Annotated in this window: 14 protein-coding genes; 9 read left to right on the forward strand and 5 right to left on the reverse strand. The window is 46.7% G+C overall.

From position 1 onward, the window contains the following. Positions 1–38: 38 nt before the first annotated feature. Together GKG41_RS13935 and GKG41_RS13940 are read right to left on the reverse strand one after the other, a co-directional pair. Complete coding sequence (locus tag GKG41_RS13935; RefSeq protein ID WP_154259611.1) at positions 39–695, reverse strand: VanZ family protein; 657 nt, start codon at positions 693–695, stop codon at positions 39–41. Between the two features lie 271 nt (positions 696–966). Further along, positions 967–1785 (reverse strand): polysaccharide deacetylase family protein, encoded by an 819-nt coding sequence (locus GKG41_RS13940; protein WP_154259613.1) that lies wholly within the window; start codon positions 1783–1785, stop codon positions 967–969. A gap of 222 nt (positions 1786–2007) precedes the next feature. On the opposite strand from GKG41_RS13940, the gene GKG41_RS13945 reads away from it, so the two are divergent. Both GKG41_RS13945 and GKG41_RS13950 read left to right on the forward strand, forming a co-directional pair. Then, entirely contained in the window at positions 2008–2781 is a 774-nt protein-coding gene (locus GKG41_RS13945; RefSeq protein WP_154259615.1) for a GNAT family N-acetyltransferase, read from the forward strand. Positions 2782–2869: 88 nt separating this feature from the next. After that, positions 2870–4252 carry an MATE family efflux transporter gene (locus GKG41_RS13950; RefSeq protein WP_154259617.1) on the forward strand — a complete coding sequence of 461 codons (1383 nt, stop codon included), beginning with the start codon at positions 2870–2872 and terminating at the stop codon, positions 4250–4252. Here GKG41_RS13950 and GKG41_RS13955 read toward each other — a convergent pair. Further along, the gene (locus GKG41_RS13955; protein WP_154259618.1) at positions 4249–5931 is read right to left on the reverse strand and encodes a GGDEF domain-containing protein; all 1683 of its coding nucleotides are present in this window, start codon (positions 5929–5931) and stop codon (positions 4249–4251) included. The two genes, GKG41_RS13950 and GKG41_RS13955, sit on opposite strands and share 4 nt — an antisense overlap. Before the next feature lie 198 nt (positions 5932–6129). Between GKG41_RS13955 and nudC the strand changes: the two genes are divergently transcribed. Further along, positions 6130–6966: an NAD(+) diphosphatase gene (nudC, locus tag GKG41_RS13960; protein WP_154259620.1), complete on the forward strand. Its 837-nt coding sequence runs from the start codon at positions 6130–6132 to the stop codon at positions 6964–6966. A 134-nt stretch (positions 6967–7100) separates the two neighbouring features. On the opposite strand, the gene GKG41_RS13965 is transcribed toward nudC, so the two are convergent. Together GKG41_RS13965 and GKG41_RS13970 are read right to left on the reverse strand one after the other, a co-directional pair. Further along, entirely contained in the window at positions 7101–10289 is a 3189-nt protein-coding gene (locus GKG41_RS13965; protein ID WP_154259622.1) for a UvrD-helicase domain-containing protein, read from the reverse strand. Between the two features lie 41 nt (positions 10290–10330). Beyond that, entirely contained in the window at positions 10331–11122 is a 792-nt protein-coding gene (locus GKG41_RS13970; protein ID WP_154259624.1) for an IclR family transcriptional regulator, read from the reverse strand. Between the two features lie 198 nt (positions 11123–11320). On the opposite strand from GKG41_RS13970, the gene GKG41_RS13975 reads away from it, so the two are divergent. The 6 genes from GKG41_RS13975 to GKG41_RS14000 all read left to right on the forward strand — a co-directional run bounded on the left by GKG41_RS13975 (position 11321) and on the right by GKG41_RS14000 (position 17265). Further along, on the forward strand, positions 11321–12232 hold the full coding sequence (locus tag GKG41_RS13975; RefSeq protein ID WP_154259626.1) for a dihydrodipicolinate synthase family protein: 912 nt from the start codon (positions 11321–11323) through the stop codon (positions 12230–12232). Between the two features lie 204 nt (positions 12233–12436). Beyond that, positions 12437–13729 carry a potassium transporter TrkG gene (locus tag GKG41_RS13980; RefSeq protein ID WP_154259628.1) on the forward strand — a complete coding sequence of 431 codons (1293 nt, stop codon included), beginning with the start codon at positions 12437–12439 and terminating at the stop codon, positions 13727–13729. A gap of 13 nt (positions 13730–13742) precedes the next feature. Next, positions 13743–14408 carry a TrkA family potassium uptake protein gene (locus tag GKG41_RS13985; protein WP_154259630.1) on the forward strand — a complete coding sequence of 222 codons (666 nt, stop codon included), beginning with the start codon at positions 13743–13745 and terminating at the stop codon, positions 14406–14408. A gap of 90 nt (positions 14409–14498) precedes the next feature. Then, positions 14499–15233 carry an ATP-binding cassette domain-containing protein gene (locus GKG41_RS13990; protein ID WP_154259632.1) on the forward strand — a complete coding sequence of 245 codons (735 nt, stop codon included), beginning with the start codon at positions 14499–14501 and terminating at the stop codon, positions 15231–15233. After that, positions 15234–16151 (forward strand): SufD family Fe-S cluster assembly protein, encoded by a 918-nt coding sequence (locus GKG41_RS13995; RefSeq protein WP_154259634.1) that lies wholly within the window; start codon positions 15234–15236, stop codon positions 16149–16151. A gap of 112 nt (positions 16152–16263) precedes the next feature. Beyond that, complete coding sequence (locus GKG41_RS14000; protein WP_347563329.1) at positions 16264–17265, forward strand: NYN domain-containing protein; 1002 nt, start codon at positions 16264–16266, stop codon at positions 17263–17265. Positions 17266–17272: the final 7 nt, after the last annotated feature.

The raw sequence follows: 17272 nt of genomic DNA on the forward strand, positions 1-17272 counted from the left end.
GGACTTTCCGCAATGCTGGAAGAGGAATCACAGACGGCCTATAAGATACCGTATATCGTATTCCATACATAGCCCAAAAGAGGGGAACCAAGGAAAAAGTAAAAGAGGAAAATCAGCAGTATGGTGCAAAGCCCGGTATATTTGAGAGAGAAGCCTTCCTCCTTCTGTATATGCATCTGAAAAATTGTCAATTTTCGGAAACATAACGTGAAGATTCCATATCCGGCTGCTGTTCCCAGAGTATTCATCAGCAGATCATCTATGTCCGTTGCCCTCCAGTTCAAAAGCTGGCTGGTTTCGATGAGCAGGGAAAACAGGAACCCCGCCATTACTGTCCGCTTGAGGCTTTGGCTGCTTTTCCACAAAACAGGAAGAGCAATCCCCAGAGGTATAAAAAGTATAATGTTCATAATTAAGCCAAAGGGGCTGTTTAAACCCCACCGCAGAGGGATTAGATTAATTTCCTCCAGACGGATCAGAGAGTCAGCGTGGCGGCCTATGTCATCGATACCTCCTGCCCCGGTGATGGAAAATACAGCGGTCATCAGACAGGCCAGCAGCTGCCATCCAATAAGGAACCCCCAGGTCAGCCTTATGCCTTTCTGCCTGTAAAAGATACAAAATCCTGTCTCAAGGAGAAGATAGGGCAGGAAAAGAATTAGATAATTTTCTAACGCATTAAATATATAAGACATTTCAGTCACCTCCTGGTATATAAAAATATCACAGAAATCTTAATATGGAAGAAAGATTATGCTTAATACTTTCTTAAACTAAATATAAGTTTCGCCTGCCCGGGAGCAGCCCAGCAGATGAAAGCGGAAGAAAGAAACCATAATAAGGAACTGAAACGTCAGATGAATAGAAGCCTGAGAGAAAGATGACTGCAGAAGGAGAAGGGCGGGACGCATAATACAATATGCGGTCCGCCCTTCTCCTTCTGCAGTCATATCCTGGAACGGCGGCTCAGCTTGAGCCGTCAATCTGATCTAAAGTCTTAAACGTATACCCCATCTCTTCCCATTTTGTGAGAAGTTCATCCATGATATCAGCGTTTGTCTTGGAAGTACTGTGGAGCAACACTATGGCTCCTGGATGGATACGGCCAAGCAGCTTTTTATACGCTTCCTCTTTGGTAGGCTGATTATCCTGATACCAGTCTACATAGGCCAGACTCCAGAAAAAGGTCTTATATCCCAGTTCCTTTGCCATCTGGAGATTGTTTACACTGTATTTTCCCTGGGGTGGCCGATAGAACTTGGTAATAGGTTCTCCGGTGGTCTGCTCATAGAGCGTTTCTAATTCACTCATTTCTTTGGAGAATGCGTCCATACTGGAGATTTTGGACATATCGGGATGGTGGTATGTATGATTTCCCACAGTGTGTCCCTCCGCCACCATTCGCTTTACCAGATCCGGACTGGTTGAAATGAAATTGCCTACCACAAAAAAGGTGGCGTGCACATTATGTTTTTTTAATGCATCCAGGATGGGAGCTGTATTGCCGTTCTCATACCCCGCGTCAAAGGTGAGGTACAACACTTTCTCCTCGGTATCCTCGGCATAATAAGCGTCATACTGCTTAAGTTCATCCATAGTGGCATTGCCGATGGGAGGTTTTCCCTCCTCGGGAAAACTAAGGCCCCAGTTCCCTTCCGCTGAAGTCTGAATAGCTGCTGCCTGCCGGGACGGAACCTTCTGTGCAATAAACCTGCCGGCAAGAAAGGCCGCCGCGAAGAGAAGTGTGATTTTAAAGAAGTTTTTAACGAAGGTTTTATTGATCATAAGAATCGCCAATTTGTATTTGTTTTAAGTATATTGTGATACTTTTCAAAATATACCCATTGCAGACGGGAAAGATTCCTCCTTTGAAAAAGAAAAGGTTTGACAGGAAAATCCTATTTGCAGGTGGAAAAAAGATGGACCCGATGATATACTGAGAGTAAGTTTTCCCGGCAGATGTGAAGACTTCCGGGACTTTTTTACTTAGTATTGGGAGGATTTTATATGGTACTTTTAGAACAGGAAGACAGATATAAAATTGAGCCCTTATTTGAAGGGTGGCAGGAGACTATGATATGGTCCTGCCTTCAGGGATATATGGGGAGAGCCTGGGCGGATCGAAGGGACCACCCCACATCGGCACGGATTATAGTAGGGGGGTTTTGTTTTTTTGCCGGTTCTCCCAACAGAGAAATGGTTGGAAGTATGCCCAGGGACTGCATCTCGGATGTTATCCTAATGATTCCCCAGAACAATTACTGGTCCCGGCTTATTGAAAAGGAATACAATAAAAATTATGTTGTTACCACCCGGTATGCCATAAAAAAAGAACCGGATGTTTTTGATCGGGAGAAGCTTTCCGGGTATGCTCATGCTCTGCCTCCAGGCTATGAGCTGAGTAGAATTGATAAGGAACTTTTCAGAATTCTGAACAGACAGAAATGGTCTGCTGACTTCTGTTCACAGTTCAGCGGGTGGCCGGAGTATGAGAAGCATGGGCTGGGAGTTGTTGCTGTGTATGAGGGAAATCCTGTATCGGGGGCCTCTTCCTATACGTATTATGACAGGGGCATTGAGATTGAAATTGATACCAGGCGTGATCACAGAAGAAAGGGACTTGCTCTGGCATGCGGGGCAAGACTAATCCTGGAGTGCCTGGAGCGGGGGCTGTATCCCAGCTGGGATGCCCATGACAAACGCTCAGTGGCCCTTGCAGAGAAATTGGGGTACCATCTCGACAAACCTTACACAACGTATATTATTTCAGACCTTAATTAAGTGACGGAAAATTCATATAACTTTTTCTTGCATCCGGCTTCAAAACAGTATATAGTGGATTCCGGATTACTTTTGAGGAGAGGTTATTATGAAAGAGAAAGAAAGGAAATCATCTGCCAGGGATATGACCCAGGGAAGCCCTATGAGACTTATTTTGGGCTTTGCTCTTCCCATGATGCTGGGTTTTTTGTTTCAGCAGTTTTATAATATGGCAGATACTGTAATAGTAGGAAGATTTTTGGGAGTGAATGCACTGGCTGCTGTGGGGGCAACTGGTTCCATTAACTTCTTTGTAATTGGGTTCTGCATGGGAATCTGCAATGGATTTGCCATACCGGTGGCTCAGAAGTTCGGGGCAAAGGACGAAAAAGGGTTGAAAGCCTATGTGGCGAACAGTGCCATTCTGGCAGCAATTTTTGGAATTGTGATGACGGTGCTTGTGGTACTGTTCTGCAGAGAGATCCTGGAAATCATGAATACTCCCGCAGACATTGCTGACGGTGCCTATGATTATATTATAATTATATTTGCGGGAATACCGGCGACCATCCTGTATAATATGGTGTCAGGATACATACGTTCCCTGGGGGACGCCAAGACACCGGTTGTGTTTCTCACCATTTCCTCCATATTGAATATTATACTGGATCTTGTCTGTATTCTGGTTTTGGAGATGGGAGTGGCGGGAGCTGCCTGGGCGACCATTGTATCTCAGGGAGTATCCGGAATCGCCTGTTTGGTGTATATGATAAAACATTATCCTGTGCTTAGACTGAAGAGGGAGGAGTGGAGGCTGAACAGCCATTTCGTTGGGGTTTTGTGCAAGATGGGAATTCCCATGGGGCTGCAGTATTCAATTACTGCCATTGGCAGTGTAATTCTTCAGGTGGCAGTAAACTCTCTGGGAGCGGCAGCAGTGGCGGCAGTTGCTGCCGGATCTAAAATCGGCTGCTTTTTCTGCTGCCCTTATGATGCTTTGGGAGCTACCATGGCTACCTATGGAGGACAGAATGTGGGGGCAAGAAGACTGGATCGAATCGGTGCCGGTCTGAAAAGCTGTGTTCTTCTGGGAACTGCCTACTCAGGAATCTCTCTGGCTCTGATTTTACTCTGGGGAAAGAATATCTCCTACCTGTTTGTGAGCAGGGGGGAGACGGGCATTGTTCAGGATATCTATCAGTTCCTGGTCTTAAATGCAGTGTTTTATTTCCTTCTTTCTCTGGTGAACAGTATCCGTTTCCTGATTCAGGGAATGGGATACAGTATATTTGCGGTAACAGCAGGAGTCTGTGAGATGGTTGCCCGCACCTTGGTTGCGTTTTTCCTGGTGCCGGTATTCGGATACACTGCCATCTGTCTGTCAAACGGACTGGCCTGGGTGGCAGCGGATCTGTTCCTGGTTCCGGCCTATTTTTATGTGGTAAAGCATCTTCGAAAGATGCTTGGTATCAGAAAAGGGGATGTGCTTTAGCGGCATGTCCCCTTTGTGGCTGCTTTATTCCTATACATATTCTGATCTGCCGCGGATAAGAGGCTGTCAATATCTTTGTCACTGTCTCCGGCATTATGGGCATACCCCTTGGCAATTGACAGGGAATAGCGGCTTTTTGTGTTGAACTGTGCGATCTCCAGATCCATAACCTGAAAAAGAGGTTCAGGAGAAATATTCCCCTTTTTTATGAGAACTACAAATTCATCTCCGCCGATGCGGTAGGTGGTTCCAACTTCCTGAAAGGCATTCTTGATACTGCCTGCAGCGCCTTTTAAGAGCTCATCCCCTGCCTTGTGCCCATAGGTATCATTGGTTTCCTTCAGATTATTCAGATCCAGCATGACAACGGTAAGAGGCATCCCGGAGATACCCGACTGCCGGAGTTTGTCAATGCACTCATCGAAAGCGATGCGGTTGGGCGTCTGCGTCATGATATCTGTGTAGGCGAGCTGCTGATACAGCTTTGCCTGAGTGCGTTCCTCCAAAAAACGGATTAGATTCTTCCCGGACAGAAATAGCAGAATTCCTATAAACATTACAAGTCCGTATCTGAAAAAGCGGCTATTGTCTGTGTTGGGGTGCAGATAGAACTGCACCATGGCAGCAATGGAACAGAGGATCAGCAGGAGAATTGCCGCCAGTATTCCCTTTGCTTCAAAGGAGGCATGGAGCCTGACCTCGCGGATAAGGAGGACGATGATAATCCCGATATACAATAGGAGAAGAAGGTGAGTTACTGGAAGCATAGATGGGAAATCAAACAATTCCATGCTGTACAGTAAAAATTGGACGATTATGTTTACAAGCAATACACACTGCATCCCTGTGAGGAGTGTTTTACCCTGACGGCAGGCAGAGCGTACAAAGGACAGCAGAGGGATGGGCAGTGCCATAAATGAAAAAAAGGAAATCAGGCATACCATGGTAGCATTGCTGCATAATAGCTGAGGGAGTTCCGAATCAGACCACATCCAAAGAGCAGACAGTAATAGGAAACTGCCGATATACAGAAAGCTCTTATAATCATAGGACAGCTTTTTAACATCCTGTACAAGGTACACCAGATATAACAGCAGGGCGGTCAGAAACATAAAAATCAGACATACGGCCAGGGAAAAGTTATTAGAGATGATGTCCAGAATAAAGGCATCTGAGGAACCCAGCTCTATATTTTGCAGTCCATTGACTGTAATTGAGACAGTATTTTTTAAGTGCAGACTAATTGTCTGTCCTTCATACTCCGGACTCAATGGAATGTAACACCTGAAATTTCCCAGTAGTTTTCCTGCCGGTGAGGCGGATGAAGTTTTGTATTCGTATATGCAGAGATCTCCTGCGTAAGCCTTGATTTCCTGAAACTGATTTTTAAAACTCAGGTATTTTATGTCGGTCAGGGGCGGTATTTTGTGATAGAGTATGAGTTCATCTCCCCCAAAAGACAGCGAAAAAGGAAAAGAGGCAATGGTATGTTTCACATTTTCCTCCATATAATACCAGCCTTCTGTGAACGAAGTATCCTCTTCCTCAGGCGGTCGGATATCCGGAAGATCCGATGTAAAAAAAACAGTACCTAAGATTCCAAGGAAAAATAAGGATGCACAGATCCAGAGGATATTACGTATTAACTTTTGAAGATGTCTGCTTTCTATTAAGGGCATATTCTCTCTTCCTTCTCTATTAGGTACATAGCCGATACTAATTATATTGTGACAGAAAGTCAATGATATTTCAAGATAATATATTAGCCTGCGCAGAGAAATGACGGTTGGGAAGAACTTACGGATAGGCGGTGGCCTGTGTGTGTGATATACTATAATTACTATACAATTAAAATACAGTAACGGAGGAAGTTAGACATGATACAGGACATTGCGCCTCATGAGTACCATAATGAATGGAGGCCTCAGCCGCCTGAAGCTGAAAGCTATGTATTATTTTACCGGGGGAAGGAGGTACTGGTGAAATGGAAGGGAGAAGCATTGGATTTTCCCAGATTTTCCGAGCTGGAGGACATAAACGACAGTCTCTACGAAACCAGTACCTATCTCTTTACCATTGACAATGAAAGATATTATCTTCTGGAAAACATTGCGTATCCTTTGGAGGATGCCTATCGGATGGAGAACCTGGAGATTTTCAGAACGGTCTCCCCTGGATACCTGGCTTTTGCGGGAATTACGGGTGCCCAGCTGTACCGCTGGTACCAGAGCCACAGGTTCTGCGGAAAATGCGGGAAGCAGATGGTACATAGCGAAAAGGAACGTATGGTGTACTGTCCGGACTGCAATACCATGGAATACCCCAAAATATCTCCGGCAGTCATAGTGGCGGTAACTAATAATAACAGACTGCTTATGTCAAAATACGCAAACCGGGACTTTAAAAAATATGCGCTTATAGCTGGCTTTGTGGAGATCGGAGAAACTGTGGAGGAGACAGTCAGGCGGGAGGTTATGGAAGAAGTCGGCTTGAAGGTGAAGAACCTGAGATATTATAAAAGCCAGCCATGGTCCTTTACGGATACCATACTCATGGGATTTTTTGCTGAGCTTGACGGAGAAGAGGAAATCACCCTGGACCGGGAGGAGCTGGCTATGGCAGAGTGGTTTGAGCGGGAGGAGATTCCGGTAAAGGAGCAGAGTGTCAGTCTTACGAATGAAATGATACTGAAGTTCAAGGCAGGGGAGATATGATTGTAATAATGAATGGAACTTGTATGGAGTTTAGTTCTGGGATCTATTAATCGGGTGTGGAAGAAGAACAATGAGAGGAAGCCCGCCGACACGGGCTCCCTCTCACCTGATCATGGAAAAGCTCCACAAAAAAACTACATCTCTTTCATTATTTCAAACAAACTAATCTGCCGTAATTCCCCATCTTCCTTTTCTTTTCCAATTCTCTCTCTTTGCACCAGCTTCTCCGGGATATCCTCTATAAATGGAGAGGGCTTTTCGGCTGCAGTGATTAGCACCAGTTCTTCTTTCGCCCGTGTAAGACCAACATAGAAGAGACGCCGCTCTTCTTCCAGGGCAGCCTCTTCCCGGGCCTGGGACAGGGGCAGGATGCCTTTGTTTAGCCCCGCCAGAAAGACGGCGGGGTATTCTAATCCTTTGGCCGCGTGGAGAGTCATCAGGGTTACTGCGCCGGAGGTGTAGCCTTTTCCCCAGCTGCGCTTCAGATCGCTCTCCTGGCCAAAGGTAACGGTATCCAGGAGCGACTGCATAGTGGGGTGGAACACTGCCATATTTGAAAATTTGCATAGGAATTCATCTTCCGAAAGCCCGAGATCCTGTATCCAGGAGTCTATCAGCTTCTGGGGTTTAGTTCTTTTCACCCTGGAGGTATATTTTGTTGTAAGGGTCTCCAGAACATCACGGTCTCTAAGTGGTTCCAGATGTCTTTGGCTGAGTGCCAGGGCGGAGGTATCCTCCGGGTGGAGGAGATGCCGGAAAAAGCTGAGCGTTCCTTTTACGGAGGGATGCGAGAGGTAGTCCTCACGACCGGTGACAATATAGGGGATGCCCTCCTTTTTCAGACATTTTTCTAACAGCTGTGCCTGACGGTGTGTGCGGTAGAGAATGGCAATATCCGAAAATCCATAGACACGCCGTTCTATGACTCCTCCGGTATCCACATCCAGCATATCAATGCCTCCTACCATGCGGTTGATTTCTTTGGCAATATAGATTCCCTCGGAGAGGCCTCCGGGACATAAGGCCAGGCGGACAGGCATGCCTTTAGGGGATACGGGACAAAGGGGCCGGTGTTCTCCCGGGCTGCGGGAGATTACTGTATGAGCAAGAGAGAGGATTCCCCCGGAGGAACGGTAGTTTTCTTCCAGATAAATTTGTGTAAGTTCCGGATAGTCTTCTCTAAGATGCTGGAAACATAGGGCATCTGCCCCCCGGAAACCATAGATTGCCTGATCGGGATCTCCAATGACAAACAGTTCTTTTCCGTTTCGGTTCCACAGCTGAATCAGCCGGTACTGCAGGGGACTGATATCCTGAAATTCGTCTACCAGAAGATAGCTGAAACGTTCCCCCAGAACAGATGAGGCATCTTCCCGTTCCAAAAGTTCAATGGTCTTCACCAGGAGATCATCAAAATCCAGGAGCTTATTCCCTTGAAGCGATGCTGCGTAAGCCTGAAATGCTTCCCCGGGAAGGGCGGAGCTGACCTGTGTCATTCCGGTTTTTATCCGGGAGACTTCTTTTATAAATGTTTCCGGACTGACGGATAATTCATAGCTGGAGATTACTTCTCCGGCTTTGTCCAGGAGTGTATATTCATCTGCAAGGATATACCCGGGATATACACTGGTGTAGAGCTGATAGCAGATGGCGTGGAAGGTTCCCACGTTCAGCTGTCTGAGACTTCTGGAATTTCCCAGCTCCAAAGCCAGGCGTTCTTCCATCTGAGCGGCTGCTTTTCTGGTAAAGGTAACGGCAGTAATCTTAGACGGACCCACTTTGCGCTCCTGGAGAAGATATAGAATCTTGGCGGTAAGGGTATGCGTCTTGCCGGTTCCGGGTCCTGCAATGACTGCGCATACAGGAGCATAAGAGTGCACGGCCTCCTCCTGCCTGGCATTCAGGCTTTGGGTAAGTGAACGGGGAAATGCTCTCTTCGTGGACTGCCCGTCACTGGGCGACGCTTCGTTACTCACAGAGGTCTCCGGGATGGAGGGTACGGAATCAGTACTCCGGTCAGAGGGGGACGCCGCCTCCAGAGAGGAAAGCTCTTCCATAGAAAACAGATTCAGCTGACCACTGAAAAGGTCTATCTCGTAGGGATTTAAAACCTTAATGGTGCCGTACTCACCGTCAAACCCGGGACTTCGCTCCACACGCCCCTCCCGCAGGCGCCGGATGCCCTCTGCAATCACTGGTCCTGAGATCTTTTGTATGTCCTCTGTGGGGATTTCCCTGAGAAGAGAGAATTCCGGCCCTAAATGCTTCAGAAGCTTTTCATACTCAGCGGTTACCTTCTTGCTGGAGGGAGACGAAGCTGTGCAGGAGGCAATGACCTCGGGGAGAGGCACCAGACTTTCGAAGGGTTTACCCTGTGAGAAGACAAAGTCCTCCGGGCGGTCAGCCAGTTCTTCCACTCTGTGCAGCACCCCGATGGTAAGTTTTTTGCCGCAGACAGGGCATTTATTACCGTGAAGTGCGGCCTGTGCGGGGCTGAGCCGCAGATGGCATTTCCGGTGGCCGTCAAAATGATATTTTCCCTCTTCCGGGAAGAATTCTATGGTACCGGCAAGTCCGTTTCCTGTCTCCAAAGCTTCACAGAGGGCAGGATAAGACAGTTCAGTATCCAGAAGATTAGCCTCCCGGCCCAGTTTGGCCGGAGAGTGGGCGTCGGAATTGGATACCAGCTGATACTTGTCAAGGGCAGAAAGACGCCAGTTCATTGCGGGATCAGAGGAAAGCCCTGTCTCCAGAGCATGTATGTGGGGAGTCAGATCCTCAAAGCATTCCTCTATGGTATCAAAGCCTGAGAAAGCACCGAATAGAGAAAAGTGGGGGGTCCATATGTGGGCTGGGATAAAGACAGCCTGGGGACAGGTATCCAGGGTGATCTCCAGGAGATCGCGGCAGTCCAGTCCGAGAATGGGACGCCCGTCCGAGTGAATATTGCCGATGGCCTCCAGTTTTCTGGACAGGGCCTCCGCTGCTTCAAGCCCCGGAAGCAGAATAAGGCTGTGGACTTTTCTTACTTTCTCATTTTTTTTATAAATGGAGCTGATTTCTCCTGAGACAACAAATCTGGGGGACTGTCCCGGGGGACATAAATCCGGATGCCGGAAAGAGGGATTCAGAGTATAGAAGCCTTCCTCGGCCGGAACCAGCTTTTGGGCCAGTTCGTCTCTCCAGGCAGGGTGAGTAAAGTCACCGGTGCCTAAGAGCTGTATTCCTTTTCTTCTGGCCCATAAGTCCAGATGTTCTGGTGTGCATTCCCTGCTGGTGGCCCGGGAATACCTGGAATGTATATGAAGATCTGCAATGTACATGAGTTCACCTGCTTTCTGTAAATAGTCAGTATGGGACAGTTCTAGGGATGAAGTAAAGTAAGGCTGGAGGCATCCAGGTCATTTTCCCGGAAATAGGCCTCGATTTTGCCTTTGCTCTCTTTTAAAAGGGTAATAATTCGTTCGCTTTTTTCCGGAGTGTCACGGTATATGGGGACACTGACGCTGAGGCCGCCCACGACCTCATGGTCTTTTACCAGAGAGACTGCGATGCACAAGATCTGTTCGGTAGCTTCCTCCCTCTCTTCGGCATATTCTCTGATCCGGCAAAGCTCCAATTCCCGGAGCAATACGTCAAAATCCGTAATGGTTTTTGGGGTTACCGGATATAAGCCGCGCGGATAGAGCTCTCTCACCTTCTGAGGGGAAGCATGGGAGAGGATTGCCTTTCCCATTGCCGTACAGTAGAGCGGCATTCGTTTGCCTACATAGGACACAAGACGGATGGGGGCTTCAGATTCCTCTTTGGCAATATACAAAAGATTAGACTGTTCCTGGATGCCCAGCTGGCAGGTTTCCTGGGTTTGCCTTACAATGGTTTTCATTTCCTGGTGTATAAATTCCAGAGCGGTCATACTGCTGGTATAGGAAGTCCCCACGGAAAATGCGGCTATCCCGATTTGGTAGCGTGATGTATTTTTATTTAAAAAGATAAACTTTCGGTGTGCCATGGTGTGAACCAAGGGCATGATGCTGCTTTTGGGGGCATCTAACGTATGGGAAATTTCAGTAAGAGTCAATCCTTCCGGTGTGCTTGCTAATAATTCCAGGATATCAAGTACCCGTTCGGTTGGTCTGTGACTGGTTGCTGGCATATGAATTCTCCTTTCAACTCTTCAAATTATAACAGAAATCGACAGGAAGAGAAACCGCTGCAGAAGAGAAAATCTTTTGATAAATATGGTTGACTTGCCTTTCTTTAGGTGATAGGATACAACTATAGGTACGTAAATACATATATAGTACGTATATAAGTACTATGTAAGATAAAAACCAGAGAAAGGAAGAGAAAAATGAAAAAAGGGAATTATTTTACTCCGGTAGTAACTGCATTTGATGAAAATGGCCGTCCGGATATGGACGCAAACAGAAGGATATGGGAACATCTGATTGCAGGCGGGGTTGACGGGCTGGTCATCATGGGAAGTATCGGAGAATTTTTTGCCATGTCCAGGGAGGAAAAAGAGGCCATTATTGACCAGGTTACAGACTTTGCCGGAGGCAGGACAAAATTATACATAGGAACTAGCTGTATGACACCGGAGGAGACCGTGGAATTGTCTAATTATGCTCTGGATGCAGGGGCAGATGCGGTGATGGTAATCAGCCCTTACTATTTTTCTCTCTCAGATGAGAATGTAGAGTACTTTTATGATGAAGTAGCGGCCAACATTCGCGGCAATATGTTCCTGTATAATTTCCCGGACAGAACAGGATATGATCTCAGTCCCGAAGTTACAAGGAATCTGCTGAGAAAGCACAGCAACATTATAGGGTATAAGGATACGCTGGGGAATATGGGACATACCAGAAAGCTTCTTAACACCGTGATGGGTGAATTTCCTGATTTTATGGTGCTCTCAGGTTTTGACGAATTCTTTGTACATAACCTTTTGGGCGGGGGAAGCGGATGCATTGGAGGTCTGTCCAATATCTATCCAGAATTATTTGCCTCATGGGTAGATGCTGTGGATAAAAAGGATATGGAGAAGGCTTCCGGGATTCAGCAGATTGTGGACGGTCTGATGGCCATCTATGATGTATCAGCCACCTTTATTCCGGTCATTAAAAGAGCTATGGTTATCCGTGGGATTGGGATGCAGGACTGCTGTAAGAAGCCATTTCTTCCAGTCAGTGAGGAACAGGATAAAAAGATACGAATGATTATGAAAGAGGCAGAACAAAGGATGGAAAAGCTCTCTTAGCACTGAAATCAGACAGAAAATTAAGAACTCGTAAAGAATCCTCCGGATTGCTTGATTCTTAGGAGGCCTTCTTCTATAATGCGGCTAGAATCATCCATGTGATGATTCCCAATACGCTGCAGGAACATATTATATAAGGAAAAAAAGCGTAATGGGCGTCCCAGACGGACGTGATTACGCTTTTTACTTTCCGGGGGAGGAATTATGGAATTATTAAAGCGGCAGTCGCCGGGGCGTCTGATTGTGTTGGGATTCGCCGGTGTGATACTGCTAGGTACATTTTTGCTGATGATGCCGGTTTCTGTGAGGGAGGGGCAGCAGGTGAGTTTTATTAATGCCCTCTTTACCTCCACAAGTGCAGTATGCGTTACTGGATTGATCGCCATTGATACCGCAGATCACTTTACTGTATTCGGAAGGACAATTGTGGCTCTTCTGATCCAGATCGGAGGTTTGGGGGTCACATCCGTAGGGGTAGGGCTGATCTTATTAACAGGAAAGCGGGTTGGAATGAAGGGAAGGCTGATGGTAAAGGAAGCCATGAATGTGGGAAGCCTGAAAGGAATGGTACGGCTGGTAAAGGCGGTACTGCTGATGACACTCTGCTTTGAGGCCGCAGGGGCGGCACTCAGCTTTCTGGTATTTGCGCAGGACTATCCTCCGCTACAGGCGCTGGGAATCAGTGTGTTTCATGCGGTAGCTGCCTTTAATAATTCCGGCTTTGATATTTTGGGAGGGCTGAGGAATCTGATCCCTTACCAGAATGACATCCTTTTGAATCTTACCACCAGCGGCCTTATTATTTTCGGAGGTCTGGGATTTCTTGTTATCCTGGATATAGGCAGGAAACGGTCCTTTAAAAAGCTATGTCTTCACTCGAAAGTAGTGGTTACCATGAGTGTAATTCTGCTGGCTGCAGGTACACTGCTTTTAAAAGCAACGGAAGATATCAGCTGGCTGGGAGCATTTTTCCAGAGTGTATCGGCCCGTACCGCAGGGTTTTCGTCATATCCCATTGGAGAGTTTACGAACGCGGGGCTTTTTGTGCTGATTATTCTGATGTTTATCGGCGCGTCCCCTGGTTCCACCGGGGGAGGAATAAAAACCAGCACTTTTTTTGCCCTGGTGCAGGCCACAAAAAGCGCGGCCACCAATCAACATTGTTCTGCTTTTCACAGGAAGCTGCCCTATGAAGTGTTATCAAAGGCATTTATTATTACCTTTCTGTCGATGCTGGTGGTGTGTGCGGGAACCTTTCTTTTGTGTATCCTGGAACCGGAATACACTTTTGTTCAGCTTCTTTTTGAGATAACCTCCGCGTTTGGTACAGTCGGACTTTCCACAGGAATTACACCTGAGCTGGGAGATGCGGGGAAATATATTGTAATACTAACTATGTTTATCGGCAGGCTAGGTCCCCTGACGATTGCTTCGATCTGGAGCTTTAGGCCTGCGGCAGCGGCCAGATACAGCGAAGAGAGTATAACCATTGGTTAAGGAGGAGAGGGTTATGAGAAAAAATAAGACAGACGTTTCCTATGGAATTATAGGCCTTGGGAGATTCGGCCAGGCGCTGGCAGTCACGTTGGCGGATGCGGGAAAAGAAGTGGTGGCTGTGGACAACAATGAAAGTAAAGTAAAAGAAATCCGCCAGTATACAGAACATGCTTATGTGGCAGAAGAGCTTACAAAGGAAGTGCTGGAGGAGATAGGGATACAGAACTGTGATACGGTGATTGTATGTATCGGAGAGAAAATAGATACCAGTATCCTTACTACCTTAAATGTGGTAAACTTGGGGGTCCCTAACGTAATTGCCAAAGCCATCAGCCGGGATCAGGGTATGGTACTGGAAAAGATAGGCGCAGAGGTGGTTTACCCGGAGCGGGATATGGCACTGAGACTAGGGAAACGTCTGCTGACAGGCTGTCTGCTGGATTATCTGCCCCTGGAGAATGGTGTGGAGATTACAGAGATTAAGGCCACAGAGAAGATTGTGGGAAAAAGTGTGGTGGAAGTAGAGCTGAGAAAACGGTACGGACTGAATATTATAGCCATTGAGCATGAAAACCGGACAGAGACGGAGATAGGACCTGATTACAGATTCCAAAAAAATGATATTATTGTGGTAATTGGGAAAGATGAAAATGTGGAGAAGTTCGAAGCCTATCTTTGAGATTTCCAAAGTTCTTGCAGACAGAAGCACGGGAAAGATGTATAATGGTATTTGACTGATCCAAAAAAGAAATACAAAGGAGGAAGGAAGATGCTGGAATTAAAGAATATTTCCTTCGACGTGTCAGAGGATGCAGAACAAAAAGGAATATTGCACAATATAAATCTGAAGCTGAAGGATAACCAGTTCATCGCCGTCACAGGACCAAACGGGGGAGGAAAGTCAACCCTTGCAAAAATCATTGCCGGGATTCAGGCACCTACAGAGGGGCAGATTCTCTGGAACGGAGAAGACATTACGGATAAAAACATTACGGAGAGAGCCCGTCTGGGAATCAGCTATGCGTTTCAGCAGCCGGTCCGCTTCAAAGGGGTAACAGTTTTTGACCTTCTGCAGCTGGCCAGCGGAGAGAATATAACGGTTACAAAAGCCTGTGAATATCTTTCAGAGGTAGGGCTGTGTGCAAAAGATTATATTAAGAGAGAAGTCAATGCCAGCCTTTCCGGGGGAGAGCTTAAGAGGATAGAGATTGCCTCTATTCTTGCGAGATCTACTAAGATCTCTATTTTTGATGAGCCGGAAGCCGGTATTGACCTGTGGAGCTTTCAGAATCTGATCCAGGTATTTGAGAAGATGCATGAAAAGATCCACGGAACGATCTTGGTAATTTCCCATCAGGAGAGGATACTGAATATTGCCGATGAAATCGTAGTAATCTCAGACGGCGGGATTAAAGGACAGGGCAGCAGGGATGAGATTCTCCCGGATCTTCTCAGCGGAGAGGATTCCTACGGAGCCTCCTGCTATAAGATGGAGGTGAAATAAATGGACGCAATACAAAAGCATCTGCTGGAAGAAGTGGCAGATCTCCACGCAATTCCCACAGGGGCCTATAATATCAGGGCCAACGGCAAGAGTGTAGAGCGGAATACCACAAGCACTGTTGATATTGTCTCTAAGGAGGACGGCACGGGAATCGATATTATCATAAAACCCGGTACAAAGCGGGAGAGTGTCCATATCCCGGTAGTTCTCAGTCAGGCTGGTCTTACCGAGGTGGTATACAATGATTTTTATATCGGTGAAGATGCGGATGTCACCATTATCGCAGGCTGCGGAATCCACAATGGGGGTGCCGAGAACAGCAGACACGACGGGATTCACCGGTTTTTTATAGGAAAGAATGCAAAAGTCAAATATGTGGAAAAGCACTATGGAAGCGGCGACGGTACGGGCAAGAGAATTATGAATCCTCAGACTATCGTTGAGATGGAAGAGGACAGCTATATGGAAATGGATACGGTTCAGATTAAAGGTGTGGATTCCACCAAGAGGGAGACGCGGGCAGTTCTCAGGGACGGTGCGAAGTTAGTGGTAATGGAGCGGCTGATGACCCATGGCAGCCAGACGGCTACCAGTGAATTTGCGGTAGATCTCAACGGAGACGGCGCCAGGGCAAATGTAACCTCAAGATCTGTGGCAAAGGAGGAGTCTACCCAGCTGTTTATCTCCAAGATTAATGGAAATGCCAAATGCAGCGGGCATACAGAGTGTGATGCCATTATCATGGATCACGCGAAGATCAGCGCAGTTCCTGAAATTACTGCGAACCATCCGGATGCGGAACTGATTCATGAAGCAGCTATCGGAAAGATTGCGGGAGAGCAGATTATTAAGCTTATGACGCTGGGGCTGGCAGAACAGGAAGCCGAAGAGCAGATTGTAAATGGGTTTTTAAAATAAAATGCAGGGTCCGGCCGCAGATGCGGTCCGGACCCAAGCCTTTTTGCGGGGGAAATGTGAAGGGAGAGCTAAACTTCTTGACACAATCTCTCCAATAAGGGAAAATAGAAGTATGTATGATAGGAAAGAAGAGGGCATAAGCGTTATGGCTGACAAAACATTTGCGGTATTAATTGATTCGGATAATATTTCATCCAAATACATCTCCGGGATTCTGGATGAGATGACAAAGTACGGCGTGATAACTTACAAAAGAATATACGGGGATTGGACCAGCACCCAGACGACCAAGTGGAAGCAGGCCCTTCTGGAGAATTCCATTATGCCCATTCAGCAGTTCAGCAATACCGTAGGCAAAAATGCTACGGATTCGGCATTAATCATTGACGCTATGGATATTTTATATACCAATAATGTAGACGGTTTCTGCATTGTATCAAGTGACAGCGATTTTACCAGGCTGGCAAGCCGGCTCAGAGAGTCTGGCAAAGAGGTGATCGGTATGGGAGAGGAAAAAACGCCCAGATCCTTCCGGGCGGCCTGTACGGTATTCACGAATCTGGAGATTCTGTTGGATCAGGATGAAGAGGAGGAGGAAAAGGGGACCGAGCCGGACGAAGAAGCTGCCGGAATTCCGAAGAAGAAAAGAGAGATTATCAGCAAGGGGAATATTGAAGATGATATTCTTTCTATTATCAGTGAGAATGATGATAAGGGAAAGGATACCGGCCTGGGTGAGATTGGCAGCCGTCTGGTGAAGAAATACTCGGATTTTGATGTCCGCAATTACGGATACAGTTCTCTGTCAAAATTTCTGGAAGAGATGGACGGATTTGAACTCAAGAAAATAAATAATGCCATAACAGTAAAGATGAAGGACAATAAAACAAAGAAGCAGAAGCTGGCTTCCTATGCCATTGAGCTGGTTGAGAAGAATGGTGAGGAGGGTATGGAGCTTGCTGCCCTTGGAAACCGGATGCATAAGAAATTTGATAAATTTAAGGTGAAGGATTATGGTTATGCAACATTTGCAAAGTTTGTCCAGAGCATTCCCCAGCTGGAGGTAACGGAAAACAAACTGAAAAGCAAGGTTGTGTTTCTTAAGAAAAAGTAACATAGGG

Origin of the sequence: Lactonifactor sp. BIOML-A5, from assembly GCF_009677585.1 — a bacterium.
Lineage (GTDB): Bacteria > Bacillota > Clostridia > Lachnospirales > Lachnospiraceae > Lactonifactor.